General features: G+C 69.1%; 21 protein-coding genes and 1 pseudogene. 16 read left to right on the plus strand and 6 right to left on the minus strand.

Annotated elements, in window-relative coordinates; all coding sequences use genetic code 11:
• Nucleotides 1-395: 395 nt before the first annotated feature.
• The 8 genes from FN829_RS09190 (at nucleotide 396) to FN829_RS09225 (ending at nucleotide 5,811) form a co-directional block, all read left to right on the plus strand.
• Nucleotides 396-593, plus strand: coding sequence for a DUF5800 family protein (locus FN829_RS09190; protein ID WP_142986680.1), 198 nt, complete (start codon nucleotides 396-398; stop codon nucleotides 591-593).
• Nucleotides 594-659: 66 nt separating this feature from the next.
• Complete coding sequence (locus tag FN829_RS09195; RefSeq protein WP_142986681.1) at nucleotides 660-1,556, plus strand: DUF6498-containing protein; 897 nt, start codon at nucleotides 660-662, stop codon at nucleotides 1,554-1,556.
• Between the two features lie 77 nt (nucleotides 1,557-1,633).
• On the plus strand, nucleotides 1,634-2,377 hold the full coding sequence (locus tag FN829_RS09200; RefSeq protein ID WP_142986682.1) for an RNase P subunit p30 family protein: 744 nt from the start codon (nucleotides 1,634-1,636) through the stop codon (nucleotides 2,375-2,377).
• Nucleotides 2,361-3,005 (plus strand): class I SAM-dependent methyltransferase, encoded by a 645-nt coding sequence (locus FN829_RS09205; protein ID WP_142986683.1) that lies wholly within the window; start codon nucleotides 2,361-2,363, stop codon nucleotides 3,003-3,005. Before FN829_RS09200 ends, FN829_RS09205 begins: the two co-directional genes overlap by 17 nt.
• Nucleotides 3,006-3,065: 60 nt before the next feature.
• A complete protein-coding gene (locus FN829_RS09210) occupies nucleotides 3,066-3,545 on the plus strand; it encodes an Rpp14/Pop5 family protein (protein ID WP_142986684.1) in 480 nt (159 codons plus the stop codon).
• 4 nt (nucleotides 3,546-3,549) lie between these two features.
• The gene (psmA, locus tag FN829_RS09215) at nucleotides 3,550-4,332 is read left to right on the plus strand and encodes an archaeal proteasome endopeptidase complex subunit alpha (RefSeq protein WP_142986685.1); all 783 of its coding nucleotides are present in this window, start codon (nucleotides 3,550-3,552) and stop codon (nucleotides 4,330-4,332) included.
• A gap of 73 nt (nucleotides 4,333-4,405) precedes the next feature.
• A complete protein-coding gene (locus FN829_RS09220; protein ID WP_142986686.1) occupies nucleotides 4,406-4,891 on the plus strand; it encodes a GNAT family N-acetyltransferase in 486 nt (161 codons plus the stop codon).
• 53 nt (nucleotides 4,892-4,944) lie between these two features.
• The gene (locus FN829_RS09225; protein ID WP_142986687.1) at nucleotides 4,945-5,811 is read left to right on the plus strand and encodes an SDR family oxidoreductase; all 867 of its coding nucleotides are present in this window, start codon (nucleotides 4,945-4,947) and stop codon (nucleotides 5,809-5,811) included.
• A gap of 82 nt (nucleotides 5,812-5,893) precedes the next feature.
• Here FN829_RS09225 and FN829_RS09230 read toward each other — a convergent pair whose 3' ends face one another.
• Nucleotides 5,894-6,409 carry a hypothetical protein gene (locus FN829_RS09230; RefSeq protein ID WP_142986688.1) on the minus strand — a complete coding sequence of 172 codons (516 nt, stop codon included), beginning with the start codon at nucleotides 6,407-6,409 and terminating at the stop codon, nucleotides 5,894-5,896.
• Nucleotides 6,410-6,631: 222 nt separating this feature from the next.
• Between FN829_RS09230 and FN829_RS09235 the strand changes: the two genes are divergently transcribed.
• The 4 genes from FN829_RS09235 (at nucleotide 6,632) to FN829_RS09250 (ending at nucleotide 10,121) form a co-directional block, all read left to right on the plus strand.
• Complete coding sequence (locus FN829_RS09235; RefSeq protein WP_142986689.1) at nucleotides 6,632-8,557, plus strand: beta-CASP ribonuclease aCPSF1; 1,926 nt, start codon at nucleotides 6,632-6,634, stop codon at nucleotides 8,555-8,557.
• 92 nt (nucleotides 8,558-8,649) lie between these two features.
• A complete protein-coding gene (locus FN829_RS09240; RefSeq protein ID WP_142986690.1) occupies nucleotides 8,650-9,084 on the plus strand; it encodes a methylglyoxal synthase in 435 nt (144 codons plus the stop codon).
• Nucleotides 9,085-9,131: 47 nt separating this feature from the next.
• A complete protein-coding gene (locus tag FN829_RS09245) occupies nucleotides 9,132-9,701 on the plus strand; it encodes a DUF7332 family protein (protein ID WP_246066480.1) in 570 nt (189 codons plus the stop codon).
• A 120-nt stretch (nucleotides 9,702-9,821) separates the two neighbouring features.
• Nucleotides 9,822-10,121 carry a DUF4242 domain-containing protein gene (locus FN829_RS09250; protein WP_142986691.1) on the plus strand — a complete coding sequence of 100 codons (300 nt, stop codon included), beginning with the start codon at nucleotides 9,822-9,824 and terminating at the stop codon, nucleotides 10,119-10,121.
• 33 nt (nucleotides 10,122-10,154) lie between these two features.
• On the opposite strand, the gene FN829_RS09255 is transcribed toward FN829_RS09250, so the two are convergent.
• From FN829_RS09255 to FN829_RS09265, 3 genes are all read right to left on the minus strand, one after another.
• Nucleotides 10,155-10,667 carry a hypothetical protein gene (locus FN829_RS09255; RefSeq protein ID WP_142986692.1) on the minus strand — a complete coding sequence of 171 codons (513 nt, stop codon included), beginning with the start codon at nucleotides 10,665-10,667 and terminating at the stop codon, nucleotides 10,155-10,157.
• A 95-nt stretch (nucleotides 10,668-10,762) separates the two neighbouring features.
• The gene (locus FN829_RS09260; RefSeq protein WP_142986693.1) at nucleotides 10,763-11,092 is read right to left on the minus strand and encodes a transcription factor S; all 330 of its coding nucleotides are present in this window, start codon (nucleotides 11,090-11,092) and stop codon (nucleotides 10,763-10,765) included.
• Between the two features lie 61 nt (nucleotides 11,093-11,153).
• The gene (locus FN829_RS09265; protein WP_142986694.1) at nucleotides 11,154-11,957 is read right to left on the minus strand and encodes an alanyl-tRNA editing protein; all 804 of its coding nucleotides are present in this window, start codon (nucleotides 11,955-11,957) and stop codon (nucleotides 11,154-11,156) included.
• Nucleotides 11,958-12,484: 527 nt separating this feature from the next.
• On the opposite strand from FN829_RS09265, the gene FN829_RS09270 reads away from it, so the two are divergent.
• Nucleotides 12,485-13,186 carry an HD domain-containing protein gene (locus FN829_RS09270; protein ID WP_142986695.1) on the plus strand — a complete coding sequence of 234 codons (702 nt, stop codon included), beginning with the start codon at nucleotides 12,485-12,487 and terminating at the stop codon, nucleotides 13,184-13,186.
• Nucleotides 13,187-13,223: 37 nt separating this feature from the next.
• Here the strand turns inward: FN829_RS09270 and FN829_RS09275 are convergent, their stop codons facing one another.
• Nucleotides 13,224-13,880, minus strand: a complete 657-nt coding sequence (locus tag FN829_RS09275) for a TetR/AcrR family transcriptional regulator (RefSeq protein WP_142986696.1) — start codon at nucleotides 13,878-13,880, stop codon at nucleotides 13,224-13,226.
• A 256-nt stretch (nucleotides 13,881-14,136) separates the two neighbouring features.
• On the opposite strand from FN829_RS09275, the gene FN829_RS09280 reads away from it, so the two are divergent.
• From FN829_RS09280 to FN829_RS09290, 3 genes are all read left to right on the plus strand, one after another.
• A complete protein-coding gene (locus FN829_RS09280) occupies nucleotides 14,137-16,161 on the plus strand; it encodes a COG1361 S-layer family protein (RefSeq protein WP_185955727.1) in 2,025 nt (674 codons plus the stop codon).
• Between the two features lie 66 nt (nucleotides 16,162-16,227).
• Nucleotides 16,228-18,741 (plus strand): efflux RND transporter permease subunit, encoded by a 2,514-nt coding sequence (locus tag FN829_RS09285; RefSeq protein WP_142986698.1) that lies wholly within the window; start codon nucleotides 16,228-16,230, stop codon nucleotides 18,739-18,741.
• A gap of 145 nt (nucleotides 18,742-18,886) precedes the next feature.
• The gene (locus tag FN829_RS09290; protein ID WP_142986805.1) at nucleotides 18,887-19,117 is read left to right on the plus strand and encodes a DUF433 domain-containing protein; all 231 of its coding nucleotides are present in this window, start codon (nucleotides 18,887-18,889) and stop codon (nucleotides 19,115-19,117) included.
• A 430-nt stretch (nucleotides 19,118-19,547) separates the two neighbouring features.
• Here the strand turns inward: FN829_RS09290 and FN829_RS09295 are convergent.
• Nucleotides 19,548-20,572 (minus strand): annotated as a pseudogene (locus FN829_RS09295) (glutathione S-transferase family protein).
• Nucleotides 20,573-20,860: the final 288 nt, after the last annotated feature.

Below are 20,860 nucleotides of genomic sequence, written 5' to 3' on the forward strand. Positions count from 1 at the left end.
TCGCGACTGCCCCTTTGAATCCCACTCCCACCCGACCGCACCGCAACCGTACCTCACGCCTCCCCAGCCTCGCTGCTCACTTCGTTCGCAGCGTCCCTCGCGGGCTCCTCGTGCCCTGTTGGGCACTCGGAGGCGCGCCACCGCGATCGCTCGTTGCTTCGTCTGTATTGAACAGTAGGGATCGAGCATCCGCGAGCGGAGCGAGCGGTTCACCGACGGAGCCGTCGAAGACGGCGGAGTCGGCTTTTTGCCTCCAGGGTTTTCGAGGAGCGGTTCCCGAAGCGAACGCAGTGAGCGAGGGTACCCGACGATGAAAAAGGTGGCTGTACTGAGCGAAACTGCCGCATGATCTCGTCGGTCGCGCCCCTTTTATCGGTCGACGGGATAGGACGACCATGAGCACGGACCTGACGTTCAACGAGGACGGCGTCGACGTCGTCTACGAGGGGATCGAGTTCGAACTCGAGAAGGACCTGATCGAGGAGGCCACGGGAAAGGGGTACCGCGACGTGACCGACCACGAGATAATCCAGATCGTCGCCGAGGAACCGGACCTCGACGGCGAGCCGGTCCGGGTCGGCGACGTGTTGTAGTCCTCGTCGGCCGCGTCGTCGATCCGGAGCGGTCGGATTTTATGCGCCCCGCGGTTCTCACGACGCGTGACGTCCGCCCTTCGTCCTCCCTCCCCGAGCGACCACGGCGATCGCGGCGGCCTCGCGGTCGTGCTCGCCGCCAACCTCCTGCCGTTGGCCGGCGTCGTCCTCCTGGGTTGGCGTGCGGCCGAGATCCTCGTCGTCTACTGGATCGAACTCGTCGTCACGGTCGCCGCCTACAGCGTCGTTGCCCTGTTCGCCGAGCGACCGATCGACCTCGAGGACCGCGAGTTCTACATCGTCGGCTTCTCCGAGAACTCCGAGATCGATTCGGACCGATGGAGCGGCGACCCCGAGCCGATCGGCGTCGTCGGCCGAGTCCTTCCCTCCGCGGTCGCCGACCGCGTGCCGCCGATCTACCGGCGGAACGTCCCCGTCGTCGCGCGCTCGCTCGGAATCGTCGGGTTCCTCGCGTTCGGGGCGATCGTCCTCGCCGACACGGTCGTCACCGATCCGGTCGCCGCGGCGTCGTCACCGGCGGTCATCGGCGCCGCGCTCGCGGTCTGCGTCTCGCAGGCGGCCGAGATCCGTCGGGAGTTCTTCGTCACCCCGCGCTACGAGGAGTGGTCGCCGTACATGGTCTTGGAGGCGGCACAGCGGGTCGTCACCTACTACCTCTGTATCGGCATGGTGGCGGTGCCGGTCTCGTTTCTCGGCCTCGTCCTCGTCGCGGGGGCGGTCGACGCGCTCGCCGTCGACCCGGCCGCTCTCGGACCGCTCGCCCCGGCCGACGTCGACCCGTTCGCGCTGGCGTACGTGATCCCCTTCGCGCTCGCGAAGGCCGCCGCGGACCGGTCGCGGCGGGTCGCGTTCGACGAGGTCGACCCCGGCGGGCTCGCGGGGTGGTTCGCGCCCGAGGACCCGCGGCCCGCGTGGCTGCGCGAGCAGGAGCGGGAGTGGTGAGGCGGGAGGATCGGCCCGCACCGACGCGGCCGCCCGGAAGCGCAACGCCGATACCGCGGGCCCCCGAACCGCGGGGCATGTACGAGGCGGTCCACGCGTATCCCGACGGCGACGCCACCGTCGCGCGACAGGCCATGACGGCGGCGCGGTACGGCTACGACGGGATCGTCGTCCGGACGCGATCCGCGCTGGAGCCGCCGGACGGCGCGGAGAGCGAAGCGGCCCCCACGTCCCCGGCGAGGGACCCGGACGCGATCGCCGACGAGTACGGGATCGACGTCGTCGACGCGGTCGAGGTCGACGCCGACGGCCCGAGAGAGGCCTCCGGCGCGGTCGGAAACCACCGCTCCGAGCACACGGTCGTCTGCGTCGTCGGGGGGGACGACCGACTGAACCGGTACGCGGTTGAGGAGCCGCGCGTCGACGTGCTCGCGCGACCGAACGCGGGATCGGGCGGATTCAACCACGTCCTCGCGAAGGCCGCCCGCGACAACGGCGTCCACGTGGAGTTCGACCTCGGCCCGGTCCTCGGGGAGACGGGCGGGAACCGCGTCCGGGCGCTCGCTGACCTCCGGAAGCTCCGCGAGATCGTGACCTACTACGACGCCCCGCACGTCGTCAGCGCGAACGCCGCCTCCCATCTCGAACTGCGCGCGCCCCGCGAGGTCGTCGCCGTCGCCGAGGAGGCCGGGTTCGATCCGGAGTGGGTCCGCGAGGGGCTGCGTGCGTGGGGTTCGATCGCGGAGCGGAACCGCGAGCGACTCTCCGGGAGGTTCATTGAGCCGGGGGTCCGACGTGGACGGTATGAAACGGAGCGTTGAGGATCACGCGGCCCGCTTCTCCGAGAAGGCCGCCGAGTACGACGACTCGAAGAGCGACGAGTACCACGCCTGTGCGGACCTCGTCGTCGACTACGCCGACCCTGACCCGGACGACGTGGTGGCCGACCTCGGCGCGGGGACCGGCGCGATCACGCTCGCGCTCGCGCCGGACGCGAAGTTCATCCTCGCTCGGGACGTCAGCGAGGGGATGATGGAGGAGGGGCGTCGGAAGGCCTCGGAGGCGCGGATCACGAACGTCGAGTTCGCCTACGGCGAGTTCCGGGAACCGAACCTCGACGGGCCGGACGGTCAGTCGGTGGACGTCGTCACCTCGAACTTCGCGCTGCATCACCTCGCGGACGACGAGAAGCGCGAGGCGATCCGCGTCATGGCCGCGACGGGCGCGCGCCGGATCGTTCTCGGCGACGTGATGTTCTTCGAGGAGCCGGACCCCGAGGAGCCGTACTACAGCCCCGAGGTCGACGACCCCGCGACGGTCGGGACGCTCGTCGAGGCGTTCACGTCGGTCGGCTTCGCGGTCGTGGCGGTCGAGCGCGTCCACGACCAGGTCGGCGTGATCGTCGCCGAGCGGATCGGCTCGGGCGACGAGGTGCCCGGTGCGGAGTGACCGGATGCGGAGCGATCGGATTCGAGGCGGCCGAATGCGGGGCGGCCGGGTGACGAAACCGTGAAACACCTCCCGAAACACCTCCGTCCGCGCTGGCGGTACCTCGCCGTCGGGATCGAGACGTGGCCGAACGCCGAGGTCGATCGCCGCGCGTTCCAGCGCGCGCTCTGGTACGGCGCCGGCAATCTGCTCGGCGACGCGGGCAGCGCCGACGCCGACCTGAAGCTGCTCTCCTTCTCGTTTTCGGGCGGTGCGGGCGAGGCAGTCGTCCGGGTCCGTCGCGGCCACGTCGAGGCGGCACGAGCCGCGATCGGCTGTGTGGGCATGATCGACGGCGACTCCGTCGGGATCCGCGTTCGAGGAGTCTCCGGGACGGTCCGTGCCTGTGAGGAAAGATATATGGGTCGTGCGGCCGCCAGTTCGACACAGCGAGACGTCGCGTTCGAGGACGCCGAGCGGTCCGCCGTCGTGCGTGGTGACGCGTGTGACGTACGGATCGAGTCTGGATACGTCGGCGCGGCGGCGTTCGACACCGAGTGATATCATGCAGGGCCAATCCCAACAACAGGCGTACGACCGAGGCATCACCATCTTCTCTCCCGACGGCAGGCTCTACCAGGTCGAGTACGCGCGGGAGGCGGTCAAACGCGGCACGGCGAGCGTCGGCATCCGCGCCGAGGACGGGGTCGTCCTCGCGGCCGACAAGCGCGCCCGTTCCCCGCTCATGGAACCCGCGAGCATCGAGAAGCTCCACAAGGCCGACGACCACGTCGGCGTCGCCAGCGCGGGCCACGTCGCCGACGCCCGCCAGCTCATCGACTTCGCACGCCGCCAGGCACAGGTGAACCGCCTGCGGTACGGCGAGGCGATGGGGATCGAGACGCTGACGAAGACGATCACCGACCACATCCAGCAGTACACCCAGATCGGCGGAGCGCGCCCCTTCGGCGTCGCGCTCATCGTCGGCGGGATCGAGAACGGCGAGCCGCGGCTCTTCGAGACCGATCCCTCCGGCACCCCCTACGAGTGGCAGGCGCTCTCCATCGGCTCGGACCGGAGCGATCTCCGGGACTACCTCGAGTCGGAGTACGAGGAGGGGATCTCCACGGACGAGGCGGTCGGGCTCGCGCTCGACACCCTCGCACAGACCAACGACGAGGGGCTCACCCCCGAGGGCGTCGGCGTCGCCACGATCACCGTCGACGACGAGCAGTACGCCGAGGTACCCGCCGAGGACCTCGAGTCGATCCTCGCCGATCGCGACCTGCTCGCGACCGACGAGGAGGACGGAGACGACGGCGAGTCGGCGGACGCTGACGAGGAGTAGGACGCCCCGAACCGACCGACTCCGACTCGGTCCGGTCGAAACGACCATTTTCCGGGACGCGAAACGGGACTCCATGAGCGACGGTGACGCGGTCGAAGCGGGCGGACCGGGACGAGGACGCGACGAGTCCCCGCTCCCGACCGGTTATGAATTGCGCGAGACGACGCCCTCGATCGACGCGTTCGTCCGTCTTCGCCGGGAGGCCGGCATGAGCGACCGGTCGCGCGAGGCGGTCGAGCGGGGGCTCCCGAACACGACGTACGGCGTCCACGTGGTCGAGACCGGATCGACGACCGAAACGACGGTCGGGATGGCGCGGATCGTCGGCGACGGCGGGTCGATCTTCCACCTCTCGGACATGGCCGTCGCGGAGTCCCACCAGGGACGGGGGATCGGGTCGGCGATGATGGACGCGCTCGTCGCGTGGCTCCGCGCAAACGCGCCCGACGGGGCGTACGTCGACCTCCTCGCCGACGTCGACGGCTTCTACGAGCGGTGGGGGTTCGAGCGGACCGCGCCCGCCTCGAAGGGGATGGGAATTCGGACCGAGGATCTGTGAGTGAGGACCGACCCGACGGGCCGTGAGGGAACCGCACTCGGGTCGGGAGAGTTATGCCGGCGGGGGCCGACCGACGACGCGTGCAGAAGACGGTACTCATCACCGGGTGTTCCTCGGGCATCGGCCGCGCGACCGCGCACGCGTTCAACGACGAGGGGTGGACGGTGTACGCCACCGCGCGGAACCCCGCGGACGTCGAGACGCTCGGCGAGGCGGGCTGTACGCTGGCGACGCTCGACGTCACCGATCAGGAGGACATCGACCGCGTCGTCGACCGCGTCCTCGACGAGGAGGGCGCGATCGACGCGCTCGTCAACAACGCCGGTTACGGCCAGTTCGGGCCGATAGAGGACGTCGAGACCGAGACGGTTCACGAGCAGTTCGACGTCAACGTGTACGGTCCCCACCGGTTGACGCGAGCCGTGTTGCCGGCGATGCGCCGCGAGCGTGACGGAACGATACTCAACGTCTCCTCGGTGGCGGGAAGGGTGTCGTTCCCCGGCGGCGGCGTCTACGCCGGATCGAAGTTCGCGCTCGAGGCGATGTCCGACGCGCTCCGAAACGAGGTCCGAGAGTTCGGCGTCGACGTCGTCGTCGTCGAGCCCGGTCCCGTCCGGACGGAGTTCTCGGACCGCGTCGCGCGTGAGGCCGACCCCGAGGAGAGCGACGGGATCGAGCGATCGGGAGCGTACGAGGACTTCTACGCGCTCTTCGAGGACGCGAAACTGATCGGCGGAGACGGGCCGGGAGCGGTCGAGCCGGAACTCGTCGCCGGGGAGATACTCAACGCCGCCAGCGCGACGAAACCGCCGGCGCGCGTCCAGCCCGGAACGCCCGCGCGCGTCGGCGTGCTCGCTCGATTCCTCCCCGACGCGATCCGCGACAAGGGGTTCGACCTGCTCCGGAGTTTCACCTCGTAGCCGGGTCGTCGCGGAGCCGTCTTCCAGTGTTCGTTCACACGGAGACTCGCCACCGTCCGGGAATTCGCGATCGTCCGGGGACTCACCGCTCGGGATCGATCGCGAACGGACTGTCTCCCTCCCGCCACTCCCAGCCGGGGAGCCGCGTCTGAAAGCCCGCGGCGAGCGCGGCGTCGAGGTCGTCCGCGCCCGCGGTTCCCGCGCCGGCTCCGTCCCTCTCGGCCGTGGCGTCCCGGTCGACGTGGACGTCCGCGAAGTGGAACGTCGCCTGCGCGAGCAGCGAGAGCGGCTGCCCGCCCGCGATGGCCGCCGCGAGCTCCCGGCCGAGGACCTCGTCGACGACGAATCCGGGGTAGTCGCCGGCGACGTCGAGGTCGCGGAGGAGCGCGGCGTACCCCGCCACGTTGACTCCGACCTCGCCGTCCGCGAAGACGGCATCGACCTCGCGGCGGTAGGTTCCTTCGTCGACTCGGTCGACCTCGGTGCCGAACAGCGTCCCGAGTCGATCGCGCGTGTCGTTGAGTATCGGGACGACGACGGGGGCTCGATCGCGGACGCGGGCGTGCTCCTCGCGGACCGTCTCGGGGGTGATGCGCATGAGCGGACCACGCCGGCAAGCGGTATCGGTTTTGCGAAGTCTTTTATAACGAAGGGAGTGTATTCCGAGACAAGCGGGTTTTCGCTGGCTGTTCCCGCAACGGTACATACGGACAGTACTTCCACTATGCCTCCCCCGTCACGGTCGAGCGCGAAGGCGACGTGCCGCGTATCGGTTCCATACGGCCCGGCGGCGGCGGCGATCTACGGCCCGCGGTGAGCTATGAGCCAAGTCGATAAGCAACTCGAGAACCTGAAGTCGACGATAGAACAGGAGGTCCCGAACGACGTGAGCGTCACGGACGTCAAATACGAGGGGCCGGAGCTAGTCGTGTACACCCGAGATCCGAAGCGGTTCGCGGGCGACGGCGACCTGATCCGGCGACTCGCCTCGAAGCTCCGCAAGCGGATCACGGTCCGCCCGGATCCCTCCGTCCTGTCCCCGCCGAAGCAGGCGGAAGGGGAGATCAGAGACGTCATCCCCGAGGACGCCGGCGTGACCGACCTCGATTTCCACGAGGACACCGGCGAGGTGGTGATCGAGGCCGAAAAGCCCGGCATGGTGATCGGCCGACGCGGCTCCACGCTGCGGGAGATCACCCAGGAGATCGGCTGGACCCCGGAGGTCGTCCGGACGCCGCCGATCGAGTCCTCGACCGTCTCGAACGTCCGCAACTTCCTGAAAAACGAGCGCGAGGAGCGCCGCGACATCTTAGAGCGCGTCGGCAGACAGATCCACCGCGAGGAGATGTCCGACGACGAATGGGTCCGGATCACGACGCTCGGCTGCTGTCGCGAGGTCGGTCGAGCCGCGTTCATCCTCTCGACGCCCGAGACGCGGATCCTGATCGACTGCGGGGACAAACCGGGCGCGGAGGGGGAGGTCCCGTACCTCCAGGTGCCCGAGGCGCTCGGCGCGGGCGCACACACGATCGACGCGGTCGTGTTGACGCACGCCCACCTCGACCACTCCGCGCTGTTGCCCCTGTTGTTCAAGTACGGCTACGACGGTCCGGTGTACACCACCGAGCCGACCCGGGACCTGATGGGGCTGCTCCAGCTCGACTACCTCGACGTGGCGGCCAAAGAGGGGCGCACGCCGCCGTACGAGTCCGCGCAGGTCCGTGAGACGATCAAGCACACGATCCCGCTGGAGTTCGGCGACGTGACGGACATCGCGCCCGACATCAAGCTCACCTTCCACAACGCGGGGCACATCCTCGGCAGCGCGGTGACGCACTTCCACATCGGCGACGGCCTCTACAACGTCGCCTTCTCCGGGGACATCCACTACGAGGACACCCGCCTCTTCAACGGCGCGGTCAACGATTTCCCGCGCGTCGAGACGCTGGTGTTAGAGTCCACCTACGGCGGCCGCAACGACTACCAGACCGACCAGGCGGACTCCGAGGAGGCGCTCAAACGCGTCATCAACGAGACGTACGAGGAGGGCGGCAAGGTCGTCATCCCCGCGTTCGCGGTCGGGCGGTCACAGGAGATCATGCTCGTCTTGGAGGAGGCGATGCGGGAAGGGGAGATCCCGGAGATGCCGGTCCACCTCGACGGGATGATCTGGGAGGCGACCGCGATCCACACCACCTACCCCGAGTATCTCCGCGACGACCTCCGGAACCGCATCTTCCATGAGGACGAGAACCCCTTCCTCGCCGAGCAGTTCAACCACATCGACGGCGGCGAGGACGAGCGCCAGGACGTCGCCGACGGCGAGGAGTGTATCATTCTCTCGACGTCGGGGATGATCGAGGGCGGTCCCATCATGTCGTGGCTCCGCCACATCGGGCCGGAGCCGGACTCGAACCTCGTGTTCGTCGGCTACCAGGCGCAGGGAACGCTCGGTCGTCGGATCCAGAACGGCTGGGACGAGATCCCCGTCTCCGACTGGGGCAACGGCGGCCGCGGCGACACCCTCTCGCTCGAGATGGGCGTCGAGACCGTCGACGGCTTCTCCGGACACGCCGACCGGCAGGGCCTGGAGAACTTCGTGAAGACGATGAACCCCCGCCCGGAGAAGGTGCTTTGCGTCCACGGCGACGAGCGGTCCGTCCAGGACCTCTCCTCGGCGCTGTATCACGACTACAACATGCGGACGTTCGCCCCGAAGAACCTGGAGACGTTCCGGTTCAAGTAGGGCGCCGGAGACGTGACGGGTCGGAACGTTCCGCGCCGTCACGTCGGCGCTCGCGGCTGGTATTTTAAGACCCGCCGAGCCGATGCCGATCCATGCGCATCGCGCTCATCGCTCACGACGAACTCAAAGACGAGATGGTGGCGTTCGTGGAGACGCACGCGGACGTGCTCGGCGAACACGAACTGGTCACGACGGGGACGACCGGGAAGCGGATCGGCGACGAGACCGGCCTGGCGGTGAACCGGCAGGCCTCCGGGCCGCTCGGCGGCGACCTCCAGATCGGGGCGATGGTGGCGAACGGCGAGATCGACGGGCTGGTCTTCCTGCGCGACCCGCTCACCGCGCAGCCGCACGAGCCGGACATCTCCGCGCTGTTGCGCGTCTGCGACGTGAAGGACGTGCCGGTGGCGACGAACCTCGCGTCGGCCGAACTGCTCGTTCGGGGGCTTCTCCTCGGGGAACACCCGATCGCCGAGGAGCTCTTAGACGAGGAGTCGCCGCTTCGCGACGACGGATCTCGAGAGTGATAACCGGGGGTGCGAGGTTTATGTCCGGGGCGTCGTAGCCGCGGTCGATGGAAGGCGATCCCGATCGGGCGACCACGAGCGAACCCGCCGCCGCGGGACCGGCGGACCCCCCCGTGACGCCGGCGTCCGCCGCCGTCCTCCTCGCGTGTCTCGTCACGGTCGCGGTCGTCCCCGGCGGGATCGTCGGGGCCGTCGGAGCGGCCGACGGGCCGGTCGCGGGAGGGGACGCGGATTCGCCCGAGGGAGCCGCCGAGCGCGAAGTGAGTCCGCTGACCGAGTGTTTCGCCGGCGAGGGGTACCCGCTGGCGATCGGCGACCCGCCGGCGACGATCGACGCGCTCGTTCACGTCTCCGTGCTCACCGACCCCGCCGCGGGCGACGAGTTCGGCGTCGAACTCGCCGGGACGCTCGAGGGCGACCCGGTCGTGACGCTCGCGGCGGGCGTCCGGCTGAACGCGCCCGGACTGATCGCCACCGGGATCGACCCGTTCGCGGCGTTCGACCTGTTGTACGCCTACGAGCTCCGGCTGCCGATGTTCGACGGGGGGATCGACGACACGACCTACGACGAGGACCGCCCGCCCGTCGGATCGGCCGCCGGAGCGGTTCCCTGTTGACCGCGGATCGGATCGTTCCGAGCCGCTCCGGGGCGATCGGCTCTCTCCCCCTTTCCTCCCCTCCCCTCCCCAACCGTCGACGACTTTATTTTCGTGACCGCGGGAACGTGGAACCGCATCATGTCCGACGAGGAGTTGGAGGACTTCACGATCCTGCGCGAGTTGGACGAACCGATCACCGAGGAGGAACTCGACGCCGCCGGCGAGCAGTCGGGCGAGGTGCTCGAACGGCTCCGCGAGGAGGGCGTCGGGATCGAGTGGGTCGATTCGGAGGTCATGACCGACGAGGACGGCGACGTGACCGGGACGTTCTGTCACTACCGCGCCGAGGACGCCGAGGCGATCCGCGAACACGCCGAACGGGCCGGGCTGCCGGCGACGCGTATCGACCGACGCGGGGAACCGCTCGAGGGCGAGTAATCCGCGACCGTTCCCCCGCGAGGACCGAGGCTGTCAGTCGGGGCGAACGCCGCGCACGAGCCCGACGAGCTCCCGTCTCGCGTCGTTCGCGTCCGTATCGAGTCGGTAGGCGCCGCCCGCGATCAGGTACGGCCCGGCCTCCCACACCGCGAGCAGCGCCTCGACCGGCACCGTTCCCTCGTCGAGCGCGCAACGACCGCGGAGGGTGACGAGTGTCGCCTCGGCAGCGTCGGGATCGTCGACCGCGATCGTCCGCTCGCCGCGGGGCTCGACGCCCTCGATGTCGCGCTCGGCGAGCCGGTCGCGGAAGCCCGCCTCGGCTCTGTTCTCGACGAGTCGCGTGAGCGCAGCGTTCGGCGACGTCTCGGGACGGATCCGGAGGCGACTCGCGAAGAAGAAGGGACGCGGTTCCGGCCGGTCGGCACGCTCGTACCGGACCGTGCTCGCGGTCACCGAGACGGGGCCGGCGGCGAACGGCCGGTCGGTCGTCTCGTCGACGCGTCGCCAACCGTCGAGGCGGTCGGCGGGGACGACCGGTGGCTCCATACCCCCTCTTTCGGCAGGAGTCAAGGTAAACGACGGGGGCGGTTCGGGACCGACCGGAGCGTTCGGGCCGCAGCGCGCTTCGGCTACGGAACCCCTCAGTGGTCGTCCTCGCGCCACTTGTGCTCGCACTCGGTACAGACGAAGAATCGCGTCTCGGACTCGTCGGCCGAGCGGATCTGTTGCATGTACCAGTACGCGCGGTCGTTGCCGCACTCCGGACAGTAGGCGGTCGTCTCCGGGAGCCCCTTGTCCTCGGCGTCGCTGACGTCGATGATCTCGGACTCCTCCTGTGACTGCGTCGTCCAGGCGTCCTCCTCGTTCTCCGCTTCGGCGCGATCAGTCTCGTAGCCGCACGCGTCACAGACCCAGTGGTCCTCGCCCTCGCCCGACTTCATCATCGAGCCGCACTCGTCGCAGAACTTCATGCCCGAATCAACGAGGGGCGACACATAAACGACGGGATTCCGCCGCGGGGGCCGACCGATCTCACTCGACGTGGTCGGCGAGGGCGAACCGGATCCGTTCCTCCTCGCTTCCCTTGGTCTCACGGCCGGTGACGACGATCTCGCCGATCTCGCCGGTCGATCCGACGTGGGTTCCCGCACAGGCCGTCCGATCGTAGGGATCGGCGGCGTCGGACGTGTCATCGACCTCACGGATTCCGCCGATCTCGACGATCCGCAGTTCGGAGATCGAGTCCGGAAGGAGGTCGATCCGAGTTCGGTCGGTGTCGAGCGTCGCCTCCGCTTCGACCCGATCCATCGCGTAACTCGTGACCCGGCGGTCGTCCTCCACGAGTTCATTGAGTCGCGTCTCGATCCGGGCGAGGTCGTCCGCGTCGAACCGGTCGTAGGCCGCATCGAGGTGGGCGCGGTCCGCGTACAGCTGGTTCCCGGTCGTGCGCGCGTCGTACTCCTCGAGGAGGAGCGCCGAGAGCAGGTGTTGTGCGGTGTGGTATCTCGCGTGCGCTCGACGGCGGTCCCAGTCGATCTCGCCGATCACGGTCGCGCCGGACTCGGGGAGCGGGACCGCCGAGCGATCGTCGTCTTCCGCGGTCCCGGCGGCGGGTTCGAGCGTGTGATAGACCGCGTCCGACTTCTCGACGTCGACGACCCGGAAGCGTCGATCGGGGTCGTCGGCGACTCGGAGCGTCCCGGTGTCGTGCGGCTGCCCGCCGCCGGTCGGGTAGAAGTGGGTTCCGTCGAGGGAGACCCGGTCCTCGAGGCTCCGTTCCACGGTCGCCTCGAACCGCCGGACCGTGTCGTCGGCGAGGTAGCGTTGCTCGGTCACGTGATCCGAGAGCGGTCGAGCGAGCATAAATCACCCTTTCAGACGGCCGATGCTAGATCGGCGGCGGGGAGCACACGATGATGGAGACCGATATCCGTCGCGACACACGAATCGCGCTCGAACCGCTCACCTCCCTCCCCCAACCGCCCACTTCCCACCTCTCGAAACAACTCCACAGCCACTCCACTGCCACCCCACAGCCACTCCACGCCACCCCACAGCCACTCCACCGCCACCCCACAGCCACTCCACTGCCACCCCACAGCGACCCCGCGACCGCACCTCACGCCTCCCCAACCTCGTCGCTCACGCTTTTCAAGCGTTCGCGACTCCCTCGCGCACGACTCGCGGCTTCGCCGCTCGCTTCGCGCACGCCACCGCGGTACTGCCTCGGATCCCTCGTCTCCGGTCGGTTTCTCGCCGTTCTCCGGGCGGTTCGTCGCGGCGGCTTCCGAAGCCCTCGTCGTAACGACTAAGAACGGAACGCCCCTCCGTTAGGCTAATGAATCACGAGTTTTTCGCCCGGGGTGGTCTCCGTGGGCGTCGAGATTAAGGAAACGGAGGTGGACGAAGCGGACTTCGAGGAGATGAAGCGATTCGTTCGGGATTACCTGGCGGCCAGCGTCGAGAGCGAGGACGACGGCGGCCGGATGCGGTGGTACCCGTGGCACTCGTCGGAGTACCGATTCAACCACATCCTCAACGTGGTCGACCTCGCCGGGGAGATCGCCGAGGCCGAGGGCGCGAACCTCGACGTGGTCAGAGTGGCGGCCGTGTTCCACGACGTGGCCAAACTCGAGGCCGACCAGGACGTCCACGCCGAGGCCGGCGCGCGCGTCACCCGCGAGTACCTCCGCAGCCGCGGAAACTACCCCGAATCGTTCATCGAGGAGGTGTGCGGGGCGGTCGTCGATCACTCCTACACCGGCGATCTGGCGGACGTCCCCTTGGAGAGTCGGTGTCTGATCGAGGCCGACGTGCTCGACAAGGTCGGCGCGAACGGCGCCGTGTTGATGCTGTTGCGGATGGGATACGAGTCCCGAACGCACATGGACGCCGCGAAGATGGTCGACCGGGTGCTCGACCGCGGCCGCGACCACACCGATCGGGTCGTCTCCGACACCGCGGAGAGCATCGCCCACCAGCGGATCAAACGCGTCCAGTGGATCCGCGAGTGGCTCGAGGAGGAGGTCAGCCGGATGGACGCGAACGGCGCCACCGAGCGCTGAGACGCTCCCTAACCGCCTCGAAGCGACCCCGTCGCTCCTAAGTCTCCGGATCCACCACGGGGAGCGTCCGCGAGAGGTACCGGCTCGCCTCCTCGCGGACCGCGCCGGTCCAGTCACGGTCCGTCGTCGTCGCCCAGCGCAGCATCGCGCCGGTCGCGAGCGTCTGGAGCGTCTCCGCGACGGCCGCCGGGTCGACGTCGCCGTCGGCTTCCCTCGAAGCGACGCCCTCGCTCGCGGCCGACTCGGCGGCGGCCTCGCGGACCGACCGCTCGAGGAACCGCCGGAACACGCGATCGCTCCGGTCGAAGTGCTCGCGGTACGCCTCGTCAGTCGCCGCCTGCGCGCGGAGTTCGACCATCGCGACGAGGAACCGCCCGTCGGGAGCGTGCTCGTCGTCGACGCCGCCGGGGTCGGTCATCGCTGCCACGTAGGCGTCGAGCCGCGCTCGGGGCGGGAGGTCGAAGGCGTCCCCCGCGACGGCCGCCTCGAAGCTGTCGAGCAGGAACTCGAGGAGGTCCACCAACAGCTCGTCCTTCCCGCCGTAGTGGTGGTACACGAGCGAGGGGCTCTTCTCGAACGCCTCGCCGATCCGCTTTATCGTGAGGTCGGCGTACCCGTGTTCACAGAGCGCACGGAACGCCGCGCCGAGGATGGCCTCCCGCGTGTCCGCCGGCTCCGCGAACGGGTCGTCCATGCGGAGTGTACCGCGGTGTGGTATATATCGGTCCTGATTGAACGTTCATTCAACACGCTTATGCCGCGGGCGTGAGAGACGAACCCATGACCCCACCACCGGCGATCGGAGCGCCGTCCCTCCGAAGTCGCGGCGTCGCGCTCGCGGCCTCCACCGCCACCGCCCTTCTCACGTCCCGTCTCCGCGTCTCGTTCGACGTTCGAGTTCCCGCCCTCCGGACACCGGTTTCCCGGCACTCGAGCGCCGGGGGTGAGCGGTGACGTCCCCGAGCGGACGCGCGGCCGTCGCGGTCGTCGTCGTCGCGGGCGCGCTCCTCGTCGCCGCGGTCGGGAGTTTCGCCGGCGTCGCCGCGCAGCCGGCGCCGACCCCCGAACCGATGACCTCCGCGGGGACGGCCTCCGTGGCCGCCGGTGACGCGGTCGATCAGTTCGGACAGGTCCGCGGCGAACCGGATCTCGAGGCGTACCTCCCGCAACCGACCGTCCCCACCGGCGGCGAGACGACGATCGAGGTCGACCTCCTCAACACCGGCGAGATGGACATCGGCAGCGACATCGACCCGCGCGTGACGACCGCGCGGAGCCTCACGCTCGAGGCGGAGGCCGAGGACGAAGACGACCCGATCGCGGTGACGACCGGTGAGGTCGCCGTCGGCGACGTGCCGCCCGGCACGCCCACCTCGGTCCCGATCGAACTCGCCGTCCCCGACGACGCGGCGGACGGCGAGTACGAACTCGACGTGACGGTCCGCTACAGTTACACCCGGACGATCGTCCCGAACGGGAGCACCAACTACGACTCCTCTCGGAGCGAGGAGCTCGACGTCACCGTCGTGGTCGACGACGGGGCGCGGTTCGCGATCGTCGACGCCGAGACCGACGCGCAGGTGGGCGGGACCGGCGAGGTCCGGACCACGCTGCGGAACGTCGGCGACGAGACCGCCCGCGACGCGATCGTCACCGGGAGCGCCTCGGGAAGCGGCGTCACCGTGGGCGCGAACGGCCCGCCGGACGTGTTCGTCGGTGACTGGGCTCCCGGGGAGAACCGAACCGTGACGTTCGACTCCTCGATCGCGCCCGACTTCGCCGGCGAGACCTACGTGTTGCGCTCGAGCGTCGAGTACCGCGACGGCGACGGGGGCGAACTCGCCTCGCCGTCCTCGCGCGTCGGCGTGACGCCGACCCCCGAACAGCGGTTCGCCGTCGACGGGGTCGACGGGAGTCTGGCGGTCGGCCACTCGGGGAACGTCACCGGGATGGTCGAGAACGACGGTCCGCTGGCGGTCGACGACGCCGTCCTCGTCGCCGAGTCGACGAGCCCCGGCGTGACGTTCCCCGAGAGCCGGTACGCGCTCCCGGACCTCGAACCCGGCGAGTCGGCCGAGTTCTCGCTCGACGCCGCCGTGACTCCGGAGGCCGACGCCGGCCCGCGACAGTTCCGATTCACCGTCGAACACGAGAGCGGCGACCGCGTCGCGACCGACGAGTCGACCGCCCGGATCGAGGTGGGTCCCGGCCAGTCGTTCGCGGTCGACGGCGTCGATTCGACCCTGGAGGTGGGCTACTCGGGGTCGATAGACGGGACGCTCACGAACGACGGACCGCGGACCGTCGACGAGGCGGTGCTGGTGGCCGAGCCGCAGAGCTCCCGCGTGACGCTCGGCGAGAGCCGGTACGCGCTTCCCGACCTCGCGCCCGGCGAGTCGACCGGTTTCTCGTTCGACGCCGACGTGAGCGGGCAGGCCGATCCGGGTCCCCGACAGGTCCGGTTCACCGTGGAGTACACGGGTGACGACGCGACGCTGACCGAGGAATCGACCGCCCGAATCGAGGTCGCCCCGCGGGAGCCGGAGTTCGCGATCGAGGCGGACGACCCGGTCGTGCCGGCCGGCGAGACGCGACGGATCACCTTCGAGATCACCAACCAGCGCCCCGAGACGCTCTCGTCGATCAACGCCGGGCTGTACGCCGACGATCCGATCTCGGCCGCGACCGACGAGGCGTTCGTCGACGAGCTCGAGCCCGGCGAGTCGAGGGAGATCTGGTTCGAGGTGTCCGCCGCCGGCAGCGCCGGCGTCCGGACGTATCCGGTCGAGTTGGACTTCCGGTACGACGACGAGCGCGGAAACGACCGGATCTCGGACGTGACCCAGTACCCGCTCGAGGTGACCGAACCCGTCGACGACGGCGGTGGCGGTCCCTCGATCGGCACCATCGTTTTCGGGCTCTTGGCCCTCGCCGTGCTCGTGGGCGGGGCGGTCTGGTACCGCGGGCGACAGTGACCCGATGACCGGACCCGAGCCGAGCCGATCTCCGGGAAGTCGACGTCCGCGGCGGCGGAGGCGACGGTGACCCTCGCCGATCGGGCCGTCGAGCGGGTCGACGAGCTCGCCACCGAGCGCCCGGTGACCGTCATCGTCGCGTTCCTGCTCGTGAGCGTCGTCGCGCTCGGGGGCGTCACGGCGATCTCGACGTCCGCGGGGGCCGACCAGTTCACCCAGGACATCCCGGCCCAGCAGGCGCTCGACGAGATCGACGAGGAGTTCGAGTCCTCGATCGGCGGCTCGGCCACCGCCGCACAGGTCATCGTCACCGAGGACAACGTCCTCTCTCGCGACGCGCTCGTGCGGATCCTCGAGACACAGGACAGACTGGAGTCGCGCTCGACGCTGCGCGTCGGATCGACGACCAGCCACGCGAACGCGATCGCCCGCCAGCTCGATCCGTCGGCCGAGACGTCCGGCGAACAGCGCGACGCGGTCGCGGCGGCGACGCCGACCGAACTCGCCGCGGCGATCGACGCCGCCGACGAGTCCGGCGCGGTGGCCGCGCAGGTGTCAACGGACTACAATCCGACCGCACAGCAGGCCGACAGCGCGATCGTCGGCGTCACCTACGACGTGCCCGACTCGGCGACGACCGCGCGGGTCGAGACGCTCCAGGTCCGGAGCGTCGAGGTCGTCGACTCCGTGCCGGGCATGGAGGCCGGCGAGAACGCGATCCTCTTCGGCGACGGGATCCTCCAAAGCGAGATCACCGCGCTCTTGACCGACACCGCGGTCATCGTCTTCCCCGCGGCGTTCGTGTTCATCCTCCTGTTCCTGCTTTTGGCCTACCGCGACCCGATCGACATGACGCTCGGACTCTCCGCGCTCGGGATGTCGGTGCTGTGGACGTTCGGGTTCATGGGGTACGCCGGGATCCCCTTCTCGGACTCGTTGATAACCGTCTTCCCGCTTCTCGTCGCGGTCGGGATCGACTTCGGGATCCACATCATCAACCGATATCGCGAGGAACGGTTGGACGGCCACGGGATCGGCGACTCCATGCGGACGACGACCGACCAGCTGTTCATCGCGTTCCTGCTCGTGACGATCACGACCGTCGTCAGCCTGATCGCCAACGTCGTGAGCCCGTTCGATCCGAACCGCGACTTCGGGATCGTCGCCGCCGTGGGGATGGTGTTCACGCTCGCCGTCTTCGGCGTCTACCTCCCCGCGGCGAAGGTGTTCGTCGACCGGTGGCGTGAGCGACTTCCCGTCCCCGACTTCGGATCGACGCCGCTCGGGACTGGGGGATCCCGGCTCGGGCGCGCGCTCCACGTCGGCGTCGACCTCTCGCGGGTCGCACCCGTCCTCGTCGTGGTCGTCGTGCTTCTCGGCGGGGCGCTCGGCGGCGCGTACGGGACCGGCGTCGACACCGAGTTCTCCGAGGAGGCGTTCTTCCCGGACGAACAGCGGCTGGAGACCTACAGCCAGCTTCCGGAGCCGCTCGCGCCGACCGACTACACGTTCCTCGACGTGCTCACCCTCTTCGAGGAGGACTTCGACCAGAGCTTCGTCGGCTCCGTGACGTTGTACATCGACCAGTCCGTCCGCGACGACGACTCGCTCGAGCTCATCGACCGGACCACCCGAAACCCGCCCGACACCTTCGCGACGACCGACGAGCGTCGCGCCCAGAGCACGAGCGTCGTCACGGTGATCGAAGAGCACGCCGAGAGCGACGCCGAGTTCCGCCGACTCGTCGAGCGGAACGACCGCCTCGGCACGGGCGTCCCCGACCGCAACGTCGACGAGGTGTACGACGCGCTGCTCGACTCCCCGGCGGAGGAGCGGGCGCGCGGGTACATCGCGGCCGACCGCGGGAGCGCCCGGATCGACTACACGGTCCGGCCGGGCGTCGAGAGCGCGCAGGCGGTCGGGGACGCGCGGGCGCTCGCGGAGCGGACGCCGCTGACCGCGGTCGCGACCGGGACGCTCGTCGTCAACGAGGCCGTGATCGACCTGCTCCTCGACTCGGCGGTTCGGAGCCTGATCGCGGCGTTCGTCTTCACGGCGGCGTTCCTGATGCTCTCGTACCGGTATCTGGAGGGGAAGGCGGTCTACGGGGTCCTCAACCTCGTCCCCGTCCTCGCGACCGTCGGGCTGCTCGCCGGGTCGATGTGGCTGCTGGACATCCCGCTGACGCCGATCAACGCGCCCATCCTCTCCGTCTCCATCGGGCTCGGAGTGGACTACACCGTCCACTTCGTCCACCGGTTCGTCGACGAGTACAAGGGTGGCGCGCCGCTTCAGGAGGCGCTCGACGTCACCATCGGCGGCACCGGCGGGGCACTCACCGGGAGCATGCTCACGACCGTCACCGGCCTCGGCGTGCTCTGGCTCGCCGTGATCCCGCTGATCCAGGAGTTCGGGGCCTTACTCGCGCTCGGCGTGTTCTACGCGTACCTCTGTTCGATCGTGTTGGTGCCGTCGCTGGTGGTTGTGTGGGACCGATACGGCTCACGCGTCGGGCTCGGGCTGGAGGCGACGCTTCGGGAGGAGGAATCGGAGCGCGAGACGGATCGGGACGGAACGTAGGGTCCGGAAGTCCCCTCGAACTCCCGTCGTTCGGATGCGAAATGGAACTGAACGGGCGGTCCCTTCGGGGCGCCTGTCGAGCGGAACGAACCGACCACATCCACTCGCCCACGTGTTTCAAGTCGGAGTACGGCCAATGTCCGGTATGGGTATCGTCCGGAACTCCGAACACAGCAACGGTGCGCCGACGATCGAGGGGACGGGAATCCGTGTGAAAGACATCGCCTCGGCGTACGAACACAGCGGCTACGACCCTGACGAGATCACGCAACTGTACCCTGACCTCACTCTCGGTGACGTCCATCGAGCACTCGCGTACTATTACGACCACATCGACGACTTCCGATCGGCATCGTCCGAACCAGCATCCGCATGACGCGGCCGCTGTACTGTGTATAGAACGTTACTGCTTATTTCGACGATGATCTGGATGATCGAGGCGAGATCGTTGTTGGCGCGGTGAACACGTCCAAAGCCCCGGTCGCGAGAACTCGCGCGGTTCGCTGCGGTCCTCAGTCGGTCGCTGGCGCTCCCTTCTTACGGTCCTTGCGTCGCCGTGCTTCGTTCTCGCGACCGCCCCTTTGAGCCCCACCCAACCGTCCCGCAACCGCACCTCACGCCTCCCCAACCTCGCTGCTCGCGGTTTCACCGCTCGCAGCGTCCCTCGCGGGCGGTTCGCGGGCCTCCGGCCCGCTCACCGGCGCGCCACCGCTTGAGGATCGCTCATTGCTTCGACTGTACTGACCGTGATGGAGCAACACGCATCAGCGACGGAGGACTCCGATGGATCCGATCCGGGATCCCGCTCAGTCGTCGGCGCGGGGCGTCGGCGGCGACCCGGAGAGCCGGTCGCGGTCGTGGGAGGCCTCGAAGTCGAGGTCCGGGCCGCGCGCGATGATGCCCGAGGGCGTCACGTCCGGATGGGTCGTGTAGTAGTGCTCCTTGATGTGGTCCATGTTCACCGTGTCGGCGACGCCCGGGGTGGTGTACAGATCGCGCAGGTACGGCCAGAGGTGCTCGTACTGGTGGATATACTGTCGGTTACACATGAAGTGGGTGTGGTACACCTGGTCGAACCGGACCAGCGTCGTGAACAGACAGAGGTCGGCCTCTGTCAGCGAGCCGCCGACGAGGTACCGCCGGTCCGAGAGGTGGTCGTCCCAGCGGTCGAGCGCGCCGAAGAGGTCGTCGATGGCGTCGTCGTACGCCTCCTGGGAGGTCGCGAAGCCGGCGCGGTAGACGCCGTTGTTGACGGGCTCGTAGATCTCGGTGATGGCCTCGTCGACCAGCTCGCGCGTCTCGTGGTCGTCGGGGAGAAGCGAGACGCCGTTAGCGAGGTCGTCGAAGGCGGTCGTCAGCATGCGGAGGACCTCGCGAGACTCGTTGTTGACGATCGTCTCCTCCTCGGTGTCCCAGAGCACGGGCACGGTCACCCGGCAGGTCGCGTCGGGGTCGGCCTCGACGTACAGCTCGCGGAGGGTGTCGCTTCCGTGGAGGTGGTCGGGCGTACACCCCTCCTTCTCGGGCGTGAACTGCCAGCCGTCCTCGCCGCGCCAGGGATCGACGACGCTGACGCCGACGCGTTCTCGAGCCCGAGCAGCGACCGCGCGAGCAACGTGCGGTGGGCCCACGGGCAGGCGTACGAGACGTACAGGTGATACCGCCCCGCCTCCGGCTGGAAGCGCTCGTCCGGCTCGGCGTCGACGTGCTCGGGCACCTCGCTGCCGGCGATCCAGCTCCGGAAGGTGCTCTCGCCGCGCTGGAACGCGCCCTCCTCGTCGGTCGATTCGTACGCGTCGGTTCGCCACTCACCGTCGACGAGCTGGTTCATACCCGAACGACGGGCTCGAGACCCATAACGAGGGCGGGGACGCACGCGTCACCGGGCGTGATCGTTGCCGCATGCCGACGGCTTTAACCCGGCCGGCGCGGTATACATCTCCGTCATGGCCGCACAGGCGATGGATCGCGTTCCGCGATCGTAACGAGGAGTTCTACGTGAGTACGGACAGTAACGGGCGAGCGACGGCCGCTCGCCGATCGACGGGGAGGGTACAGCGATGTTGACCGGCAGCGACGGCGAGGAAACCGAGCCGGACAGCGAGGTCCCGGCCGACGC

This window comes from Halorubrum cibi (assembly GCF_900182635.1).
Taxonomy (GTDB): Archaea; Halobacteriota; Halobacteria; order Halobacteriales; family Haloferacaceae; genus Halorubrum; species Halorubrum cibi.